This is a genomic window from Herbaspirillum sp. RV1423 (genome assembly GCF_000577615.1).
Lineage (GTDB): Bacteria > Pseudomonadota > Gammaproteobacteria > Burkholderiales > Burkholderiaceae_D > Herbaspirillum.
Map to the genome: position 1 here is coordinate 178,083 of NZ_CBXX010000006.1, position 19,281 is coordinate 197,363.

Here is a 19,281-nt window from a genome sequence, read left to right on the forward strand (position 1 = left end):
ATGCCAGATACCCTCTCCGTTGCCAGTCCTGATCTGCGTCGGCGTCCTACGCTGGCGATCACGTGCGGAGAACCGGCCGGCATAGGTCCGGAAATTTCCATCAGAGCCGCCTGGGAGTTGCGTGCCGAAGTCCGCAGCGTCCTGCTCGGCGACGCCGCCTTTCTGGCGCAGACGGCGCAGGCGCTCGATCCATCCATCGCCTTGTCGGCCTTGTCGTTGCAAGCGTTCAGGAATAGCGGCTTGCCCGATTTCCCGCAGGATCGCCTGATCGTGATCGACTGCCCCGTCAATGAGCCGGTGGTGCCCGGTGTGCTCGACGCGCGCAATGGCCGGGCGGTGTTGCAGACGCTCGATGTCGGCATCGAGGGCGCGCTGCAAAAACAATTCGACGCCATCGTCACGGCGCCGCTCCAGAAAAGCACCATCAACGATGCAGGAGTGCCGTTTACCGGGCATACAGAATACCTCGCCGAGCACACCGCCACGCCGCAGGTGGTGATGATGCTGGCCGGAGGCGACGCGCCGCATTTACGCGTGGCGCTGGCGACCACGCATCTGGCGTTGAAAGACGTTCCGGCCGCGATCACGTTCGACGGTCTCGGCCGCACACTTGACATCCTCCATGCCGATTTGCGCGACAAGTTCGGCATTGCGCAGCCGCGCATCCTGGTTACCGGCCTGAATCCGCATGCCGGAGAAAACGGTTATCTCGGCCGCGAAGAAATCGATGTCATCATTCCAGCGTTGGCGGCGGCGAAAGCGCGCGGCATGGACGTTGCCGGCCCGTATCCGGCCGACACGCTGTTCCAGCAAAAATATCTTGAGCATGCCGATTGCGTGCTCGCCATGTACCATGACCAGGGTTTGCCGGTGCTGAAGTTCGCCAGCTTCGGTCAGGGCGTCAACATCACGCTCGGTCTGCCCATCATCCGCACTTCCGTCGATCACGGCACCGCGCTGGATCTGGCGGCCCAGGGACTGGGCCGGGCCGACCACGGCAGCATGATCGAAGCCATCAGGACCGCAGCGCTCATGGTCCGCGCCAAGAATTCCTTATGAAGCACATCCCCCGTAAACGTTTCGGTCAGAACTTCCTGACCGATCAGACCGTGCTGTACGACATTATCCGTGCGATCGCGCCGCAGAAGGACGACGTCATGGTCGAGATCGGCCCAGGTCTGGCAGCGATGACCCGCCTGCTGCTGGAATCGCTGGCGCAGATGCATGTGGTCGAACTCGACCGCGATCTGGTGGCGCGCCTGCAGAAGCAATTCGATCCGCAGCGGCTGCATGTGCATTCCGCCGATGCGCTGAAATTCGACTTCACCTCGATTCCGGTGCCGGCAGGTCGCAAGTTGCGCATCGTCGGCAACCTGCCGTACAACATCTCCAGTCCCTTGCTGTTTCATCTCGCCGACATCGCGCCGCTGGTGCAGGACCAGCATTTCATGCTGCAAAAGGAAGTGGTCGAACGCATGGTTGCCGAACCGGGCGGCAAGGCTTTCGGCAGGTTATCGGTGATGCTGCAATGGCGTTATCACATGGAACTGATGTTCGTGGTGCCGCCGACCGCATTCGATCCGCCACCGCGCGTGGACTCGGCGATTGTGCGCATGATTCCGATCCCGCAGCCGTTGGAATGCGACCAGACCCTGCTGGAAGAGGTCGTCACCAAAGCGTTCTCGCAACGTCGCAAGGTGATCCGCAATTGCGTTGCCGGGCTGTTGACGGAAGCGGACCTGATCGCCGCCGGCGTCGATCCTCAGGCCCGTCCCGAGGCGGTTCCCACCGCACAATTCGTTGCCCTAGCCAATCTGCTGAAACAAAAGCGCGCCGGCTGACACCTTGTCTGGCCGTCACTGGCGCGTCGACTTCAGCAGCAACTCCATGAAATCCACGGTGAGCTGCTGGTCGCGCGCCGACAGCAGGATGAAGCGTCCCAGCGCGCTCTCCAGCCGCGCTGCTGCGGCCGTGCCGGCATTGTTGCCGGATTTTCCGGATTGCATATTTTGTTCGGCGATAAGGTATAACGACGACACCGGGACTTCGAGCGCTTTCGCGACGTTTTCCAGCATGTCAGGGGTCAGGCGCTGCTTGTCGCGCTCGACGCGGGATAAATTGGCAGCATCGGTACCTGCGACCAATGCAATTTCTTCCAGGCTCGCTTTTCTTTCCTTGCGTATCTTCCGTAAGACTTGGCCAATATTCATTTACCAATTCTCCTGCCAACATTGCGTGACGCGCAAAGTCTTTTGAACAAATTTTTTGTTAATATATTGCGTATTACGCAAATAATTGACGCGGAACCAAGTCTGGCAAGCAAAAACATTTATTGCTTCATGGCATGGATTCGCGGCTGTTGTCGGAACTGCGCCACGATGTGTGGCTTGAGGCATGGGACAACATGCCGGAAGCGGATCGATTCGCGTATTGTCGGCGGACGGCCTTGAGAATGAGTCGGTCATATGAATCATCATAGTTTGCCGACTGCAAGAGGAAACCTGTACTTGCATCTCCTGTCGGCCGTCGTCGGAGATGCTCTGAGTGGGATGGCATCAGGATTGTCCTGATCGTCGCCAACGGCGGGGCTGGCTAGTCTCTGGGAGAAATTCTGTCCCTCAACATCGCGCCGTCTGCCGCCATGTGTTTATTTGCACTTTCACATCGACAAGGGGAAATGTATGCGCATAACGAACTTGAAAATCGGAGCACGCTTGGGTATTGGATTCGGATTTCTGGTGTTGTTGCTGATAGCGATGGCAGTACTCGGCGTGGCGCGTCTATCTGGCCTCAATGAGCAGATGGATGAAGTGGTCAATGACAAATATCCCAAGACGGTGCTGGCCAACGACATCATCAAAAACGTCAATGTGATCGCGCGTTCCTCGCGCAATGTCCTGCTGATGACGGACGCGGACGAGATCACCGGGGAAATGCAAAGCATCCGGCAGGCCAGCGAGCACACCAAGACAGCCCTGGAAAAACTTGACGGCATCATTACCGGCGACAAAGGCCGGGCGCTCATGAAAACCATCATGGACGCGCGCACGCAATACAATGCAGGGCGCGATGAAGTGTTGCGCCTGGTGTTGGCCGGGGCAAAAAATGAAGCCACCATCCTGTTGCTGCACACTGTACGGCCCTTGCAGTTGGGTTATATGAATGCCGTTGAAGCGCTGATCGCGCATCAGAACCAGTTGATGCAGGTCGCCGGCCAGGAAGTCGTGGACGAGTATCTGGAAGCGCGCAACCTGGTTGTCGCGCTAAGCGCCATTGCCATCATTTTCGCTGGCCTGATCGCATGGCTGGTCACGCGCAGCATCACTTCGCCGCTCAGCCGCGCCGTCAGGGTCGCGGAAACTGTCGCCGCCGGCGACCTGACCTCGCAATTCGACGCCACCGGCAAGGATGAAACCGGCCAGTTGCTGCGTGCCCTGCGCGCCATGAATGACAATCTGCTTCATATCGTCAGCCAGGTGCGCCACGGCACCGATACCATTGCCACCGCTTCGACCCAGATCGCCACCGGCAACCTCGACCTGTCCAGCCGCACTGAGCAGCAAGCCAGTTCGCTGGAAGAAACCGCTTCCTCGATGGAGGAGCTGACTTCCACCGTGAAACAGAATGCGGAGAATGCGCGCCAGGCCAATCAACTAGCCGTCTCGGCTTCCGCAGTGGCGGTGGAAGGCGGCAGCGTCGTCGGCCAGGTGGTCCACACCATGGAGTCGATCAACGCTTCCTCCAAGAAGATCGTAGACATCATCAGCGTGATCGACGGCATCGCCTTCCAGACCAATATTCTTGCGTTGAATGCCGCCGTGGAAGCTGCACGCGCCGGCGAGCAGGGACGCGGTTTTGCCGTGGTGGCCAGCGAAGTGCGTACGCTGGCGCAACGCAGCGCGGCTGCCGCGAAAGAAATCAAATCGCTGATCGACGACTCGGTCGAAAAGGTAGACTCCGGCAGCAAGCTGGTCGAGCAGGCTGGCCAGACCATGAACCAGGTGGTCGCAAGCGTCAAGCGCGTGACCGACATCGTCGGCGAAATTACTGAAGCCAGCCGTGAGCAAAGCGAAGGCATCGAGCAGGTCAATCAGGCGGTCACGCAAATGGACCAAGTCACGCAGCAGAACGCCGCCCTCGTGGAGGAAGCTGCCGCCGCCGCACAGTCCTTACAGGATCAGGCTGCCAGCCTGTCGCAGATCGTCGGCGTGTTCAAGATCGACAATAACCGCCTGACGCATGACGCTGCGCCGGCAAGCTTGCCGCGCGCGTACGACGTCACGCCGAAAGAGCCCGCGCTGGCGCGCAAGGAAGAGATGCCGAAGCTGCCTGCCGCACGCGTTGCAACGACAACCAAAGACGACGACTGGGAGCAGTTCTGATACCTGCGCCTGCCGCCGACAAGCATTGTCGACGGCAGGGCGTTTGCGAAGGGACGCCGGCAGCTAGGCAAGACCGGTTGCCGGCGCAGTGCTGAAGGCTAGAGGGGCGCTTCGGCAAACCTGCAGGGCGGACGTTTCGCATCTGGTTGCCCGGCAAACCGCTGCAAGGCGGCACGGCCTGAGTGCCATCCTGTTTTATTGTAAGGCCATCGACACCGACAACCGGTAACCGACGCCATGGTCGGTGTGCAGCGGCAGTTCGTTGCCGCTGGCCTTGTGCCAGCGGCGGCGCAAACGGCTGACCAGTTGGTCCAGGCGGCGGTCATCGTAGTCCAGCCAGTTAAAGCCGAAGGCGGTGGCGATGGTTTTGCGCGTCACGGTCGAATGCGGCGATTGTGATTGGTCGATCAGCAGTTCCAGCAGTTTCATTTCCTGGATGTTGAGTTTTTCCTGATGGCCGTCGGGTGAGCACAACTGGCGCTTGACACGGTCCAGCCGCCAGCCTTCTGCACCGAACCGCCGCACCATCGGCGCCATGTAGGCCGACAGCATGTCCGGCCCGATCGGCTTTGTCAGGTACTGGTCGGCGTATTCCCTGAGGCCGCGGATTTTTTCGTCGAGGTTGCTGCGTTCGGAGAGTATCACCACACCAGCTTGCGGCCGCGTATCGTGCAGGCATTGCGCGGCTTTGTAGCCGGCGCCGTCAGGCAGGTCGATGTCGATCATTGCGATGTCGGCGCGCGGGATATAGGGAATGAAGTCTTCCACGCTGTCGACCTCGAAGACTCGATGGCCGTCCCTGATCAGCGCGGAGCTGAACTCGCGCCGCACCGCGACCGTTTTTTCCAGTACCAGAATATTCGCCATACGCTTACCTCGCTTTTTTTCGTTTTATTGGTGCCGGCGCTGGTTTTTTATAGCGCGCCCTGATTGTCAGAATCGCACGCTCAAAAAAAGTGAGCGATCCGGCAATGCGCGAATTATGGGCAGGCAGGTTCCGTCAGGGAAGATGTCGCAAGCAATCGTTAACAAATGTTGACAAAAACAAGCAATGAAAACGGCGTCTGAGCGGAATATTTTCCATATGGAAACCTTATTTCGGCGAGATATTGGTGCAGACGATTTCCAGTATCATGTCGATTTTCTGTGGGTAAGATTTCCTGCAGGCATCCGACTTCAACAGCACGACTCCATCGAACGACACAAGCATTCCATGAGAATCGCCATACTGGAAGACGAGCCGGCCGAAGCCGCTCTGGTGCAGCACATCCTGACAGGCGCAGGGCACAACTGCACGCTCTACGACACCGGCACGCAACTGATCGATGCGCTCGGCAGCCGCCGCTTCGACCTGCTCGTGCTGGACTGGATGCTGCCTGACATGACCGGTCACGACGTCGTCAATTGGGTGCGCAGCCACTTGAGTGCGCAGGTGCTGGTGTTATTCCTGAGTAATCGCGCGCTGGAAGAAAACATTGTGTTGGCGCTGATGGCGGGCGGCGACGATTACATGATCAAGCCGGCACGTCGCGCCGAACTGCTGGCGCGCGTGCATGCCTTGTCGCGTCGCTTGCCGGCGCAGGAATCCGAGGCTGCCCCGCCATCGGACGACAAGCTCGAAGTCGGCGCTTACCGTTTCAACCGCATCCTCAAGCAGGCGTCGCTGCACGGCAAGGCGATCGAACTCAAGCCCAAGGAATTTGACATTGCCTTTGCTTTGTTCCGCAATGTCGGCGGCATCGTCTCGCGCGAACAGCTTACTGAGGAAGTGTGGGGCCGGGATCTCGTGATGACCTCGCGCACGCTTGACACGCACATGTCGAATGTGCGCAGCAAGCTGGCGTTAAAGCCGGAAAATCAGGTCAAACTGACGACGATCTACACGTTGGGTTACCGGCTCGATTGCCTCGACGGCGAGGCCGCGTAAGCGCGCCTGCCGTCACTCCGGCGCGCAAGGCAAGCGCACGATAAAGCAGGCACCGCCGCCGTCGGCATTGGCGGCGCCGACGTTGCCGCCGTGATGTTCCACTACCGTTTTGACGAACGTCAGCCCGAGTCCGGCACCGGGCTGGGTGCTTCCGGTCGCGCGATAGAACGGCGTGAACAACTGGTCGAGGTCGGTTTCCGTCAGGCCGGGGCCGCGGTCGTGGATGGCACAGACTAATTGCGGCGGCGTGGCGCGGTGATCGACCGACAAGCGGCATTCCACCACTGCGTCGCGCGGGCCGTATTTGATGGCGTTGGAGATCAGGTTGCACAAGGCGCGCACCAGCATCGGGCGGTCGCCGCAGACCCAGTACGACGCGTCGTCGCCGGCCGTGGTGATGTCGAGGCGCACTTGGCGTTCGTTGGCCAGCGCCCACATCTCGTCGGTGGCGTCGGCCAGTAGTGAACGGAAATCGAGCTCTTCGGGCTGATAGCTCTTGGATTCAGCGCGGGCTAGCAGGATGAATTCGTCGGCCAGAGACAGCGTGCTGTGCACCGATTTTTCGATGCGCCGGAATAATATCTCCTGGTCGAGCACGATCTGGCCGCTGCGTTGCAGTTCCAGCGTCGCAAGGATAGCCGACTGCGGTGCGCGCATGTCGTGCGAGATGAAATTGAGGCTTTCGTCGCGCAGGCGCAGCGTCGCACGTAGTGCGGTCACGTCCGCCAGCGAGATGATCCAGCCGAGCATGTCGCCGTTGGCCTGGCGTGAGGGAGTACTGCGAATCAAGAACATGCGCTGGAGCGGGTCGGTCGCCTCGATACCGTCGGCATCATAGGCGCGGTCGTCGCTATCCCCTCCATTCTGCGCGGGTGACGTCAGCAACTGGCGCCACGGCGCGCCGGCCAGCGCAGCATCGATAGGCAGGAGCGGCGCCAGTAGCAGTTGTACGTCCTGGCCGCGCGCCGGCGCAATATGCAAGCTCATGAACAATTCGCGAGCCTTGCGATTGAACAACATCACCACGCCATTGCAATCGATCACTACGTTGGCGTCAGGCATGCTGTTGAGGTTGTCGCTGACAAACTGATGGAGGTCGAGCATGCGCCGCGTCGCAATGCGCGCAGCGTCGATACGGCGTTCGAAGAAATCCAGCAGCCGTCGCTGTTCCGGCCTTGCCGCCGTCGCCGCAAACGGCGTCGAGGACGCCAGCCGGCCGGTTTCTTCATCGAGGTAACGCAGCGCAACCTCGAGCCGGCGCCAGCTCCACAGTGGATAGATCAGCCACAACAATAGCAGCGCCGCCGAAGGTGCGAGCCAGATGTCATATTGCAGCAGCCCGTAGCACAGGGCGCCGGCCAGCACGGTCAGCACGCCTGTCAACGCCAGCGCATGGCGCGGCGACAGATACATGAAACCGATCAGCACCAACAGCGCCGGCAAGGCCGCGAACGCAATGCGCGCAGGGCGCGGTGCGGCGGAAATCGAACGGCCTTCCTGCAACGCGGCCAGAATGTTGGCGTGCAGCTCGACGCCAGACATCAGTCCCTGACGGTTGGCCTGCGGCACCGGAAAGACATCTCCCAGACCGGATGCCGCGGCGCCGACGAGTACGTATTTATCTCGGAAGAAGTGCGCCGGCAACGCGCCGCGCAGCACGTCGATGTATGACACGCGCGTGAAATGTCCGGGCGGTCCGTAGAAGGGGATGACCAACAGGTCGCGGTGTGCGATCTGCGGCGTACCCGCAACGCTGCTGTGGCCGGACCTGGGGGGCAATGGACGGGTGCTGTCGCGCAAGCGGTCGGCATCTTCAAGCAGCGACAATGCCAGCGTCTTCCATTCGCGTCCGCCCAGGGTTTCGTACAGGTAGGCGCTGCGGACGATGCCATCGCCGCTGAAGTTAAGCTGAATGTGGGCGAGACCGGCGGCGGCCGTCGCAAAATCCGCATACGGCAGCAGCGGCGCCAGCCCGGTCTCGGTGCGTGTGGTCAGGATCGGCAGCACCACGTGGCGGTTCCTGGCGATCGCCAGCGCCAACGCATGGTCGCCGCTGGCCGCGGCAGCGTCGCCTTCCGTCAGGATCACGTCGAAGCCGATCGCCCTTGGCGCGCCGTTGCTGAGAATGTTCAGTAGTTGCGCGTGGGTGCCGCGCTTCCACGGCCAGCGGCCGAGTTCGGCGATGCTCTTGTCATCGATGGCGACAATGACGATATTGTCGGGGGCCGGACGTTCCAGCGTCGACATCAGATGATCGTAGATCAGCCGGTCGGGCACGCGCAGGCTGTCGCCCCCGACCAGCAGGAAGGCGGCCGCCAGCGTGATCACGAACAGCGCGAGCCATTCGTTGCGCAGCGACACGCGTCGGCGCGTGCGGCTCCAGCGCGACCGCCCCGGTTCCCCGGCAGGTTGGGAAATCATGTTTAGTTACCGCGCACCGGAGTGTCGCCGGCATTGAGCACTCCGCCGGAACCTGTCGTCCAGCGTCGCTCGATCACGACGCGCTGCGCCGGCGAGTAAGGCCCGCGGTAGCCGTCGGCATCGATGCTTTGCAGGCGTGCATAGTAGACGCCGGCGGGGGGCAGCGGAAATTCAGCGTGCGACTCGACGGTGTCGGCATGCAGCAATATGGTATCAAAAGCGGCGCTGGCGGAAACGTCGAACACAAAGGTCTGGCCCGGTTCGCCAGACCACGAGAAGTTCAGACGGTCCTGGCCCTGGCTGGCGGCGGGCGCCTGTTGCGGCGGCAGCACCAGGCATTCCTTGGCGTCGCTCCACGGCCCCTGGTCGGACCGGCCGCTGCTCATGTCGATGCTCGCAAGGCGCCAGAAGAAACGGCCTTGCGGAAAATTGTCCAGGGTGAATTCGGTGGCGGCCAGGTCTGTCTTATCGAGCAGCAACCGCGTGAATTCCGCGTCGGCAGCAAGCTGCAGGCGGTAGCGGTAACCGGCGCCGACTTCGGTCCATTTGAAATGCGCCGTGAGCGGCTGGCCGTCGGCGACGCCGCGCAGCTTGGTGCCGGGTTCCTGCTGGAACGGTGCGAACGGACGAGCCTTGAGGCGGAATTTTGCATTACTTTCGCGACCTTCGAGGCCATTGCGGTCGATTGCGGCTGCATGCACGTAATAGCTGCCGTCGGCCAGTCCGGCAATGCGCGCCAAGGTGGCACCGGCTTCGGTGCCGGCGTCCACGCGCACGTCCGCGACTTGACGCAGGCCGCCGGCGTCGGTCGATACGCTGACGCGAAACGCCGCTGCGTCGGGCTGGCGCAAGCTGAAGCGCACCGGTAGACGTTCCTGCACGGCGCTGGCGTCGGTGAACGTTGGCGCCGCCAGCAATGGCACCGGTGCCGATACCTTGTCGGCATCGGCGATGGCGCCGAAGTTGGCGTGGACGTCGCGCGCGCGGCCGGTAGTGCGCAGGCCTTCGGGAGCTACCTTGACAGTGCCTTCAAGTACTTCGCTATAGCTGCGGTCGCCGTCGAAATTGACACGGAAACGGGTGCCGCGCACACCGGCGATGGCCAGCGGTGTTTGCACTTCGTATTGGCTTTTCGATGCCGAGAACGGGGTCACCAGCGAAGTGATGCGACCTTTCCTGAGCATCAGCGCGGTGCGCGACCGGTTGGTGTATTGCTGGATTTGCAAGGTGTTCAGTTGCAGACTGCTGGCCGGCGGCAGCGCGAACGTGGTGCCGTCCTTGAGCTGCAGCGTGATGAAGCCGTCATCCGAGGTGACGATCAGCGCGCCTTCGCTCAGGCGCGTGCCGGCCTTGCTGCCCACCATCTCGCCATCCTTGCTGACGATGCTGATGTCGCCCTGCGCGGTGACGATAGTCGCAAAGGCATTCTGGTCCGGCAGCAGCCGCGCGGGGATGGTGATCGATGTGCCGACCTGAATGGTGCGGTCGTTGACGATGCCATTGGCCTTGCCGATCGCCATCCAGTTATTGGCGTTGCCGGTGAAGCGCTGGGCGATCGACGACAGGGTTTCGTTGCGCGAAATACCGTAGACGATGCGGTCGCGTTGTGTCCCGATTTGCCCGGGCGCACTGGTGCGGACGGTTTGCGCCGATGCCGGAACGATTGCCAGCAACAACGAACCGATCAGTACAGCGTTGCTGCCTATTGTATTTTTCATTGGAAGAGCGTTCACAGATCGTTTCGGATTTATGTACTTACCGTGGGCTGCGGCACCCGGTCCTGACTGGAGCATGTGCGGTTGCCGCTCGTGCTCACAGCATTGTATCCAAGGCTGTAAAGCAGCGATTTTACTATGGGTGCCGTGTCCGTTTCTGACGCATCCTGACTAGTCCTTGCGCTCGCTCCTAGCTTGCTGCGACACAATTTAGCGGATGTTCTACAGGAAAATCGATGGTTTGCGTCATGTTTTCAATGGAATTCGGCCGAGCATCGAAAGCGGATCTCGGCCTGCAGGCAGGTGCGGGGGACATTGAAAATGCATTTTGGGGATGTCTGTTATTGGCCGAGGCTAATAGATTATTCGATTGAAATGAATTCTAGTAACCTTTGAAAGGTCTTTAAATTCCTTTTGACCTTTCACAATCGGTTCTTCATTTTTTAATCGCACGTTGATGTTCGAATTGGGCTTTATGCGCTAAGGCAATGAGCAGAAGGTTACCGCCACCATGGTTCTGGAGGATTAATAAAAGAGCATGAGCATTTCAGTGCCGGGTTCAAGTTATCAGTATTGCAGCGCATAAAGGACGAGCAACTATTGCATAGTCAGACGGAAGTATCGTTCAATTTGCGCGGATGCGGCCCGGAATGTCGGTGGAAAGTCCGGGCGGGGTAGACGCATCAAGACCAAACTAAAAAGGCTGAGTCCTGTGCAATACAGAACCCAGCCATCAAGGTCTTAAGCGGCTTCTCTGACCGTCAAACTTTACGGGGTCAGTTCACGAAGCAGGCCGTTTTTGCGGCACCAACCTGAAATCAATATTGATAGAAAATCTTTTGGATTTCCTTGGTGTCGGTGGTCTTGGTGAGCGCCAGCATCAGCAGGATACGGGCCTTTTGCGCGTTCAGCGTATCGGAGACGACGAAGTCCAGCTTGTCGTCGTCGGCTTCGCCGTTGCGCGCGACGATGCCCTGGCCGACGCGGCTTGCGCGAACGATCACGACGCCTTTCTTGCGCGCTTCAGTCAGCGATGGAACGACAGTGTTGTTCAGGCTGCCGTCGCCCACGCCGGCGTGGATGATGCCCTTGGCGCCGGCGGCGACGAAGGCATTCAGCGCGATCGGGTTCATGTTGGCGTAGCCATAGACGATGTCGACCTGTGGCAGGGAATCCATTTTCGAGATGTCGAATTCGGAATCAACCGTGTGCTTGCGTGTCGACTGGCGATAGAAGAACGGCTTGCTGCCCTGGATGTAACCGAGGAAGCCCAGTTCCGGCGTCTTGAAGGTATCCAGTGTCGAGGTATTGGTCTTGGTCACTTCGCGCGCGGCGTTGATCTGGTCGTTCAACGTCACCAGGACGCCCTTGCCGATGGCTTCCTGGCTGCCTGCCAGCAATACGGCGTTGTACAGGTTGATAGGACCGTCGGCGCTGATCGCGGTCGATGGACGCATCGCACCGACGATCACGACCGGCTTCTTGCTATGCACGGTCAGGTCGAGGAAGTAGGCGGTTTCCTCTATGGTGTCGGTGCCGTGGGTGATCACGATGCCGTCAACGTCGCTTTGCGCCAGCAGCGTGTTGACGCGTTTGGACAGCTTCAGCCAGTAGTCGTTGTTCATGTTTTCGCTGGCGATTTGGAAAACTTGTTCGCCCTTGACGTTGGCGACTTTCTTCAATTCAGGCACGGCATCAATCAGCGCATCGACGCCGATCTTGGCGGCAGTGTAGCCGACGGTGGTGGTGCTGGAAGCGCCGGTGCCGGCAATGGTGCCGCCGGTGGCGAGAATCATGACATTGGGGAGTTTTTGCGCATGCGCGATGGAAACCAGTGCCGCACAAGCCAGGATCAGAAACTGGCCGATTATCTTTTTGGAATACATGTCGTTCCTCTTGGTGAAAGTATGTTTTTTAGTCTCTTCCCCGTGTGTTCCGACGCGAGCAGATGGACGCCGGAAACATCCCTTGTGAGGCGCGGAGAGCAGCCACGATAGCATTCATTGCGCTTTCTTAGAAGATGTCTTGCGCGGTTTCTGAAAGTATTTTTCAGTGCGAATGATTACTCGGATTATGTGCTCGCAACGGGTGCGTCAGAGGCGCTTTTTGAGGGCGCGGGCATGTTGGTTTTGCACTTAAATCGCTCGCGCCAGGCGGCGTGGGACGGGCATTGTGCCGCCAAGATCCATACTCGCAAGAATGCGCGGACGAGGCGTTTGTCGGTTGGAAATGCTTTCGCTTTTTTTCGTGCATTCAATTTTTGTTAAATCAAAAATTGAAGCGTCGAATGTTTGATTCTATTCAAGAATCTTCTTGCCGGGTGAATTGAACGAGGCGGCGTTGTCAGATGCGAGCAGTTTCCTGATTTAAGTTGGTGTTTTTGTTTATATAGGTACAATGAAATCGGACGTTGCCGGTCTCTAAAAAAACCGGCAACGTGTCGAGAACTGGAATTGATTGGAGAAAAGTTGTTGACTGAAAAATTTACCGATCCGCAAGCGGCGGTCGATCGTGTGATCGAGATCTATGAGCACAATACCGCCATTCTCAGAAACGCTTTCAAGCAATTCGCCAAGGGCGAGATATTGCCGGAACGCGTGCGAGCGTGCTATCCCTATGTGCGCATCGTCACCGACAAGGTTACGCATACCGACACGCGCCAGTCGTTCGGCTTCGTCGCAGGCCCGGGCACTTACCAGACCACGCTGACGCGTCCGACGCTGTTCAAGAATTATCTGCTGAGCCAGTTCAAGCTGCTGCTGCAGAATCACCAGGAGCCGCTGGAAATCGGCGTAAGCGATTTGCCGATCCCGGTCCACTTCGCCTTTGCCGAAGGCATCCACGTCGAGGGCGATCTCGATCCGGACCACCTGCGCCTGTTGCCGGACGTATTCGATTTGCCCGATCTGGCCGAGATGGATGACCGCATCGTCAACGGCACCTACGAGGTCGACAACGGCGGCTGGCGCGACGGCGTTCATCCGCTGGCACTGTTTACCGGACCGCGCATCGATTATTCGCTGCACCGCCTGCGTCACTACACGGCAACGTCGCCGCACCAGTTCCAGCGCTATGTGCTGTTCACCAACTACGCTTTTTATGTCGACGAGTTCGTGCGCATGGGACGCGAATTGATGCAGGCGACCGACGATCCCGAGTTGCGCACTTACCGCCAGCAATACACGGCTTTCGTCGAGCCTGGCAACGTCACGACGCCCAACGCCAACGTCGAGGGCATGAAGGGCATGGCCGGCTCCGGCATGGCGCCGGCGCGGCAGCCGCAAATGCCGGCGTATCATTTGCAGCGCTCCGACGGCTCCGGCATCACGCTGGTCAATATCGGCGTTGGTCCCTCCAACGCCAAGACCATCACGGACCATATCGCGGTATTGCGCCCGCACGGCTGGATCATGCTGGGCCATTGCGCCGGATTGTCTTCGTCGCAGCGCATGGGCGACTATGTGTTGGCCCACGCTTATGTGCGCGACGACCATGTGCTGGACGACGATCTTCCGCTGTGGGTGCCGATTCCGGCGCTGGCTGAAGTGCAACTGGCCTTGCAGGATGCGGTGGCGGGGATCACGCAGTTGGAAGGCTACGAGCTCAAGCGCATCATGCGCACCGGCACCGTGGCCTCGGTCGACGACCGCAACTGGGAGTTGCGCGACCACCGCACGCCTTTGCTGCGTTTTAGTCAGAGCCGGGCGATTGCGCTCGATATGGAAAGCGCGACGGTGGCGGCCAACGGTTTCCGCTTCCGCGTGCCTTACGGCACTTTGCTGTGCGTTTCAGACAAGCCGCTGCACGGCGAGATCAAGTTGCCTGGCATGGCCAATCGTTTCTACGAGCAGCGCGTGGAGCAGCATTTGAAGATAGGGATTCGCGCGCTGGAGCTGTTGCGCAATCACGGTATCGAGCAATTGCACAGCCGCAAGTTGCGCAGTTTCGGCGAGCCGGCTTTCCGTTAGTCGCCGTTGTCTGTAAAAAAGCGCCGATGCGAACGATCGCATCGGCGCTTTTTCATGTCTCATGCCGTTGCGAGGTTCTTCGTACGTGCGCGCAAAGCCAGCCAGCAATACAGCACGGCGCCGGTCAGCAGCGCCGCCGCAGCGATCGAGAGCGATGGCGTGAACGAGCCGCTCGCATGCACCAGTCTGGTCGCCAACGGCGGACCGGCAATCTGGCCGATGCCGTAGGACGCGGTCATCAATCCCATCAGGCCGGCGGCATGGCGGCTGCGCAAGCGCCGCGCTTCGCGCATGGCGAACAGCGTGATGGCAGTAAACGGCAGGCCGAGCAGGATGCTGCCCAGCGCAAAACCGGTTTCATTGGGCAGGACGGCGCTGATGATGACGCCGATCGCCTGCATGACATAGCTGGTCGCCAGCAGCAAGCGCTGGTCGACATGTATCGGGATGCGCGTCGCAAACAGTGCCCCAAGGGCTACGCACAACCCGAACAGCGGCCAGAAGAAATCCGGCCAGAACGATCCCGGCAAGGCCTGGCGTGCAATCACCGGCAGGAAGGTGGCGGTGATGATGTAGCCGAAACCGGCAAGTCCGTAGGCAAGCACCTGCCAGCGCACCTCGCGTTTTATCGCCGCCGGCTCGGTTTCGTCTGTATTGGCCGCCGCGGGTGTTCCGGTGCGCAGGTCGGCGTCGCCGCTGAACGTTTTCCACACCGCCAGCGTCAGCAATGCGGTCAGCAGTCCGAACGCCATCCAGCCGCTGGCCGCGTGCCAGCCGGCCGCAACCATGCCGCTGCTCGACAGGCCGGTCAGCACGATACCGATGCCGGGTCCGCAGTAGATGATCCCGCCCAGCGCCGGCAACTGTAACTGCGTCAACCGCTGCAAACACCAGCCCGAGCTGTAGACGAACACCAGCGCACTGGCGATGCCGGACAGCAGGCGCAGCAGCAGCCAGATGCCTTGCGTGTGCAACAGTCCCATCCCCAGCGTCAGCAGCGCGGTTGCAATCAGTCCGACGCGGATTGTGCGCGTCGGCGGCAGGCCGCGCCAGAAGGCGCACAGCATGGCGCCGATGAAATAGCCGAGATAATTCGACGTCGCCAGCCAGCCGCCGCCATTCAGGTCGATGACCTGGTCATGCAGCATCATCGGCAGCAGCGGCGTGAAAGCGAAGCGGCCGATTCCCATTGCCGCCGACAACGCGATCAGTCCGGCAAGCGCGATGCGCCAGGCGGCTTTGCGGTTGGTTTTCTGAGTATTCATGGGTTCCTGTAGCGCCACTGCAAACCGCGGCGGCTTGGCGCCGCGTCTGCTGTGGTGTTTCTGTTATTGCATGGATATTGCCGATGACGTTATGGTAGCTTGTCTTTATCATTCTAAAAAATGAATAATAAGAATGGTTTCATCTCTTTATAGGATGTTTGGTGAAAATTATTAAACCGGGATTGCCGGGAGAGTCCGATGGAAATTGCCGAGCTTGAGATTTTTCGCGCCGTGGTGGCGGAGGGCGGCATCACCCGCGCCGCCGAGCGGCTGCATCGCGTGCAGTCGAACGTGACAACACGCATCCGCCAACTGGAAGAATCGGTCGGCGTGCCGCTGTTCATCCGTGACCGTAAGCGGCTGGTGCTGACGCCGGCGGGCGAAGTACTGCTGGATTATTGCGAGCGGATTCTCGGCCTGGTGCAGGAAGCCAGGCAGGCGGTGTTGCCGCAAGGCCCGCGCGGCAGATTACGCGTGGGAGCGATGGAAAGCACTGCGGCCAGCCGTTTGCCCGGACCGCTTGCGGCGTTTCATCAGCGTTGGCCGGAAGTCCAATTAGAGCTGACCACGGGCGCCTCGCAGAGGCTCATCGATCAGGTGCGCGCCTTCAAGCTTGACGCCGCACTAGTGGCGGGGCCGATCGTGGAGGATATTTTTGTGACGACGCCGTTGTATCAGGAAGAGCTGCTGATCGTCGTGCCACGCGGTCACGCCAGGGTGAAGAGTCCTGACGATCTCGATGTCGAAACCCTGATCGTGTTTGAGCAAGGCTGCGCTTACCGCCGCCGGGCCGAAGCCTGGTTCGCTTCCGGCACCGTTAAAGGGCGGCGGCCCGCGCGTTTGCTTGAACTGGGCTCTTATCATGCCATGCTGGCTTGTGTCGCGGCCGGCGCAGGAATTGCCTTTGTTCCGCGTTCGATACTAAATATGCATGGACAACAGAATTTTTCGACCTATTCTTTAGGTAAAGAAGGACGCATCATCACGTATCTGATTTGCCGTCATGACCAACAGACAATGGTTTACGACGCGCTGCGAACCCTGTTGCTGACGGAGGCCTGACGCACCGGCCTGATCGCGAGCGGCGTAACAATTTGTAAAAAACGCTGCGATGATGGGTTTGTTTTCTTATAGTTTGATTTCCCCCTCCATTCTCTCCCCCGAGAATGGGATTTACCCCGCGAGCCGCAAGGTGCGCGGGGTTTTTTCTTTGGGCATCCGCTTTCCCTACCTTTGCTTCGGAATGATCAGGCTTTCGCGCGCGGCGGACTGGATCGCCAGCACTGCGGGGTGCGTCAGGCGGCGCTCCACCGAAATCGCATAAAACTGTTCCGTAATTTGCTCGGTCTGCCCGATCTGCACTACGCCAAGCTGTTGTTTCAACTGCGCGGCGACGGCGGACGGTGCCGCGAAGATGCCGGTTCCGGCTTCTCCGAACGCGTTCAACAACGCTCCATCGTCGAATTCGCCGGCGATTTGCGGTCGTATCTTTTCTTTTTCAAACCAGCGCAGCAGCTTTGGCCGCACGGCCGCATCTTCTCCGGGCATCAGGAAGGGCGCGCCGTCCAGGCTTTGCGGGAAATTCTTCCTGTGCGTTTTCGCCAGCGCGGGCGTGGCGAAAAAACTGGTGTTGCATTCGCCGAGCAGGTGGCTGTAGCCGCGTACGTCGATATTGTTCGGCATGGGGCTATCCGCGATGACGATGTCGAGGCGATGGATCGCCAGATCGCCGAGCAGGTTGTTGAGCTTGCCTTCGCGGCAGACGATGCGCACTGGATCCGGCAGCTTCAGGGCGGTTTCCAGCAACAGGTAAGCGATCGTCTTGGGCACGGCGTCGGCCACGCCCACGCGGAATTGCAGCGGCTTGCCTCCAGGACGGAAACGCATGACCTCTTCGAGTTCTTCCCCCAGCGTGAAAATCTGGTCGGCGTAAGCGTACACCGTGCGGCCGGCGTCGTTCAGTTCCAGTTTGCGGCCGATGCGATTGAACAGCTTGTAGCCGAGAGATTCTTCAAACAGCGTGATTTGTCCGCTGATGGTCTGCGCCGTCAGATGCAGACGCTCGCCGGCGCGTGCAATGCCGCCGGTCTTGGCGACGACCCAGAAGTAATGCAGGTGCTTGTAATTGAGTGCGGCCATGACAATCCGAATTAATCGGTTTTTACGAAGAAAATGGAAATTATATTCGAATTTTCAAGAGTATTGATTTTGGCTAAAGTGGCGCTTGTCTATTGCACAGCCAAGGAGGCCATCATGAAATGTCCCGTTTGCACTACCGTCAATCTGAGCATGAGCGATCGCCAGGGCGTGGAAATTGACTACTGTCCGCAATGCCGCGGGGTCTGGCTGGACCGCGGTGAACTCGACAAGCTGATTGAACGCTCGCAAGGTGCGATGGCGCAGTCCGTCCGTCCGGGTCTGCCGGCGGCGCCTCAGCAACGCGGCTACGACGACCGGTTCGGTCACGGCATGGGCGACAAGGATCGTCACCCGGATTACCGTTCGCGCAAGAAAAAGGGGTTTCTGGGCGAGATTTTCGATTTTGACTGATGCATAACCTGCGCGCATTCCTTGCAATCGGCAGGGAACGCGCCTCAACAAGGGGAAGACCGTGAACGGTGTGGAAAGCTTTGCCAGCCCGCTGATGTGGGGTGGTTTCATTGTGTTTGTGCTTGGCATGCTGGCATTCGACATGCTCGTCCTTGGCGGTCGCCATGCGCACAAGGTGACGGTGAGGGAGGCGCTGGGCTGGTCGGCGGCGTGGGTGGTGCTGGCGCTGCTGTTCAGCGGTTTGCTGTGGTGGTATCTGGATCACAGCATCGGGCGCGAATTCGCCAATCAGAAGAGCCTGGAATTCCTGTCCGGCTACCTGATCGAGAAATCGCTGTCGGTCGACAATATCTTCGTGTTCCTGGTGATTTTCGGCTACTTCGCGGTGCCGGCCGAAATGCAGCGACGCGTGCTGCTCTTTGGCGTGATCGGCGCGATCGTCATGCGGGCCGCGATGATTCTGCTGGGTGCCTGGCTGATTGCGCAATTTGGCTGGATCATGTATCTGTTCGGCGCGTTCCTGGTCGTCACCGGCATCAAAATGATGATTTTTGCGGACAAGGAGAGCGATCTCGGCGGCAACCCGCTGTTGAAGTTCCTGCGCAAGCACATGCGTATCAGTGACGAGTACGACGGTCAAAAGTTCTTCACCATGCGCAACGGCGTACGTTGTTTCACGCCGCTGATGCTGGTGCTGATCCTGATCGAAATGACGGACCTGATTTTCGCGGTCGACAGCATTCCGGCGATTTTCGCGATCACCACCGATCCGTTCATCGTGTTCACGTCCAACATGTTTGCGATCATGGGGTTGCGGGCGCTGTATTTCTTGCTGGCTGACGTGGCGGACCGCTTCCACTACCTTAAGTACGGTCTGGCGCTGGTGCTGGTGTTCGTCGGCGGCAAGATGCTGCTGGCTTACTGGTTCCACATCCCGGTCATGATGTCGTTGCTGGTAGTGGCCGCTATCTTGCTGGCGTCGGTAGTGGTGAGTCTGGTGTTGTCGCGCAAGCAAGTTGCCGATTGACGATAAGCTTGGCTTGATTCTGCGAG

Annotated in this window: 15 protein-coding genes; 8 read left to right on the forward strand and 7 right to left on the reverse strand. The window is 59.6% G+C overall.

Annotation, left to right across the window (positions count from 1 at the left end):
* Together pdxA and rsmA are read left to right on the forward strand one after the other, a co-directional pair.
* Positions 1-1,059, forward strand: a complete 1,059-nt coding sequence (gene pdxA, locus RV1423_RS08915; RefSeq protein WP_034295532.1) for a 4-hydroxythreonine-4-phosphate dehydrogenase PdxA — start codon at positions 1-3, stop codon at positions 1,057-1,059.
* Positions 1,056-1,841: a 16S rRNA (adenine(1518)-N(6)/adenine(1519)-N(6))-dimethyltransferase RsmA gene (gene rsmA, locus RV1423_RS08920; RefSeq protein ID WP_034295533.1), complete on the forward strand. Its 786-nt coding sequence runs from the start codon at positions 1,056-1,058 to the stop codon at positions 1,839-1,841. Before pdxA ends, rsmA begins: the two co-directional genes overlap by 4 nt.
* A gap of 15 nt (positions 1,842-1,856) precedes the next feature.
* Here rsmA and RV1423_RS08925 read toward each other — a convergent pair whose 3' ends face one another.
* Complete coding sequence (locus RV1423_RS08925; RefSeq protein WP_034295535.1) at positions 1,857-2,210, reverse strand: helix-turn-helix domain-containing protein; 354 nt, start codon at positions 2,208-2,210, stop codon at positions 1,857-1,859.
* A 471-nt stretch (positions 2,211-2,681) separates the two neighbouring features.
* Here RV1423_RS08925 and RV1423_RS08930 point away from each other — a divergent pair, with 471 nt between their 5' ends.
* On the forward strand, positions 2,682-4,382 hold the full coding sequence (locus RV1423_RS08930; protein ID WP_034295537.1) for a methyl-accepting chemotaxis protein: 1,701 nt from the start codon (positions 2,682-2,684) through the stop codon (positions 4,380-4,382).
* Positions 4,383-4,577: 195 nt separating this feature from the next.
* Here RV1423_RS08930 and RV1423_RS08935 read toward each other — a convergent pair whose 3' ends face one another.
* A complete protein-coding gene (locus RV1423_RS08935) occupies positions 4,578-5,249 on the reverse strand; it encodes a response regulator transcription factor (protein ID WP_034295541.1) in 672 nt (223 codons plus the stop codon).
* A 346-nt stretch (positions 5,250-5,595) separates the two neighbouring features.
* Between RV1423_RS08935 and RV1423_RS08940 the strand changes: the two genes are divergently transcribed.
* A complete protein-coding gene (locus RV1423_RS08940) occupies positions 5,596-6,309 on the forward strand; it encodes a response regulator transcription factor (RefSeq protein ID WP_034295544.1) in 714 nt (237 codons plus the stop codon).
* A gap of 12 nt (positions 6,310-6,321) precedes the next feature.
* On the opposite strand, the gene RV1423_RS08945 is transcribed toward RV1423_RS08940, so the two are convergent.
* The 3 genes from RV1423_RS08945 to RV1423_RS08955 all read right to left on the reverse strand — a co-directional run bounded on the left by RV1423_RS08945 (position 6,322) and on the right by RV1423_RS08955 (position 12,331).
* On the reverse strand, positions 6,322-8,730 hold the full coding sequence (locus RV1423_RS08945; protein WP_034295546.1) for a CHASE2 domain-containing protein: 2,409 nt from the start codon (positions 8,728-8,730) through the stop codon (positions 6,322-6,324).
* Between the two features lie 2 nt (positions 8,731-8,732).
* Positions 8,733-10,448: a FecR domain-containing protein gene (locus RV1423_RS08950; RefSeq protein WP_034295548.1), complete on the reverse strand. Its 1,716-nt coding sequence runs from the start codon at positions 10,446-10,448 to the stop codon at positions 8,733-8,735.
* A gap of 815 nt (positions 10,449-11,263) precedes the next feature.
* Positions 11,264-12,331: a type II asparaginase gene (locus tag RV1423_RS08955; RefSeq protein WP_034295549.1), complete on the reverse strand. Its 1,068-nt coding sequence runs from the start codon at positions 12,329-12,331 to the stop codon at positions 11,264-11,266.
* A 582-nt stretch (positions 12,332-12,913) separates the two neighbouring features.
* On the opposite strand from RV1423_RS08955, the gene RV1423_RS08960 reads away from it, so the two are divergent.
* The gene (locus RV1423_RS08960) at positions 12,914-14,413 is read left to right on the forward strand and encodes an AMP nucleosidase (protein WP_034295551.1); all 1,500 of its coding nucleotides are present in this window, start codon (positions 12,914-12,916) and stop codon (positions 14,411-14,413) included.
* Positions 14,414-14,472: 59 nt separating this feature from the next.
* Here RV1423_RS08960 and RV1423_RS08965 read toward each other — a convergent pair whose 3' ends face one another.
* Positions 14,473-15,678, reverse strand: a complete 1,206-nt coding sequence (locus RV1423_RS08965; RefSeq protein WP_034295553.1) for a YbfB/YjiJ family MFS transporter — start codon at positions 15,676-15,678, stop codon at positions 14,473-14,475.
* A gap of 198 nt (positions 15,679-15,876) precedes the next feature.
* On the opposite strand from RV1423_RS08965, the gene RV1423_RS08970 reads away from it, so the two are divergent.
* Complete coding sequence (locus tag RV1423_RS08970) at positions 15,877-16,740, forward strand: LysR substrate-binding domain-containing protein (protein WP_034295555.1); 864 nt, start codon at positions 15,877-15,879, stop codon at positions 16,738-16,740.
* 165 nt (positions 16,741-16,905) lie between these two features.
* On the opposite strand, the gene nhaR is transcribed toward RV1423_RS08970, so the two are convergent.
* A complete protein-coding gene (nhaR, locus tag RV1423_RS08975) occupies positions 16,906-17,817 on the reverse strand; it encodes a transcriptional activator NhaR (RefSeq protein WP_034295557.1) in 912 nt (303 codons plus the stop codon).
* Positions 17,818-17,931: 114 nt separating this feature from the next.
* Between nhaR and RV1423_RS08980 the strand changes: the two genes are divergently transcribed.
* Both RV1423_RS08980 and RV1423_RS08985 read left to right on the forward strand, forming a co-directional pair.
* Positions 17,932-18,228 (forward strand): zf-TFIIB domain-containing protein, encoded by a 297-nt coding sequence (locus RV1423_RS08980; RefSeq protein ID WP_034295699.1) that lies wholly within the window; start codon positions 17,932-17,934, stop codon positions 18,226-18,228.
* A gap of 61 nt (positions 18,229-18,289) precedes the next feature.
* On the forward strand, positions 18,290-19,255 hold the full coding sequence (locus tag RV1423_RS08985) for a TerC family protein (protein ID WP_034295559.1): 966 nt from the start codon (positions 18,290-18,292) through the stop codon (positions 19,253-19,255).
* Positions 19,256-19,281 lie beyond the last annotated feature (26 nt).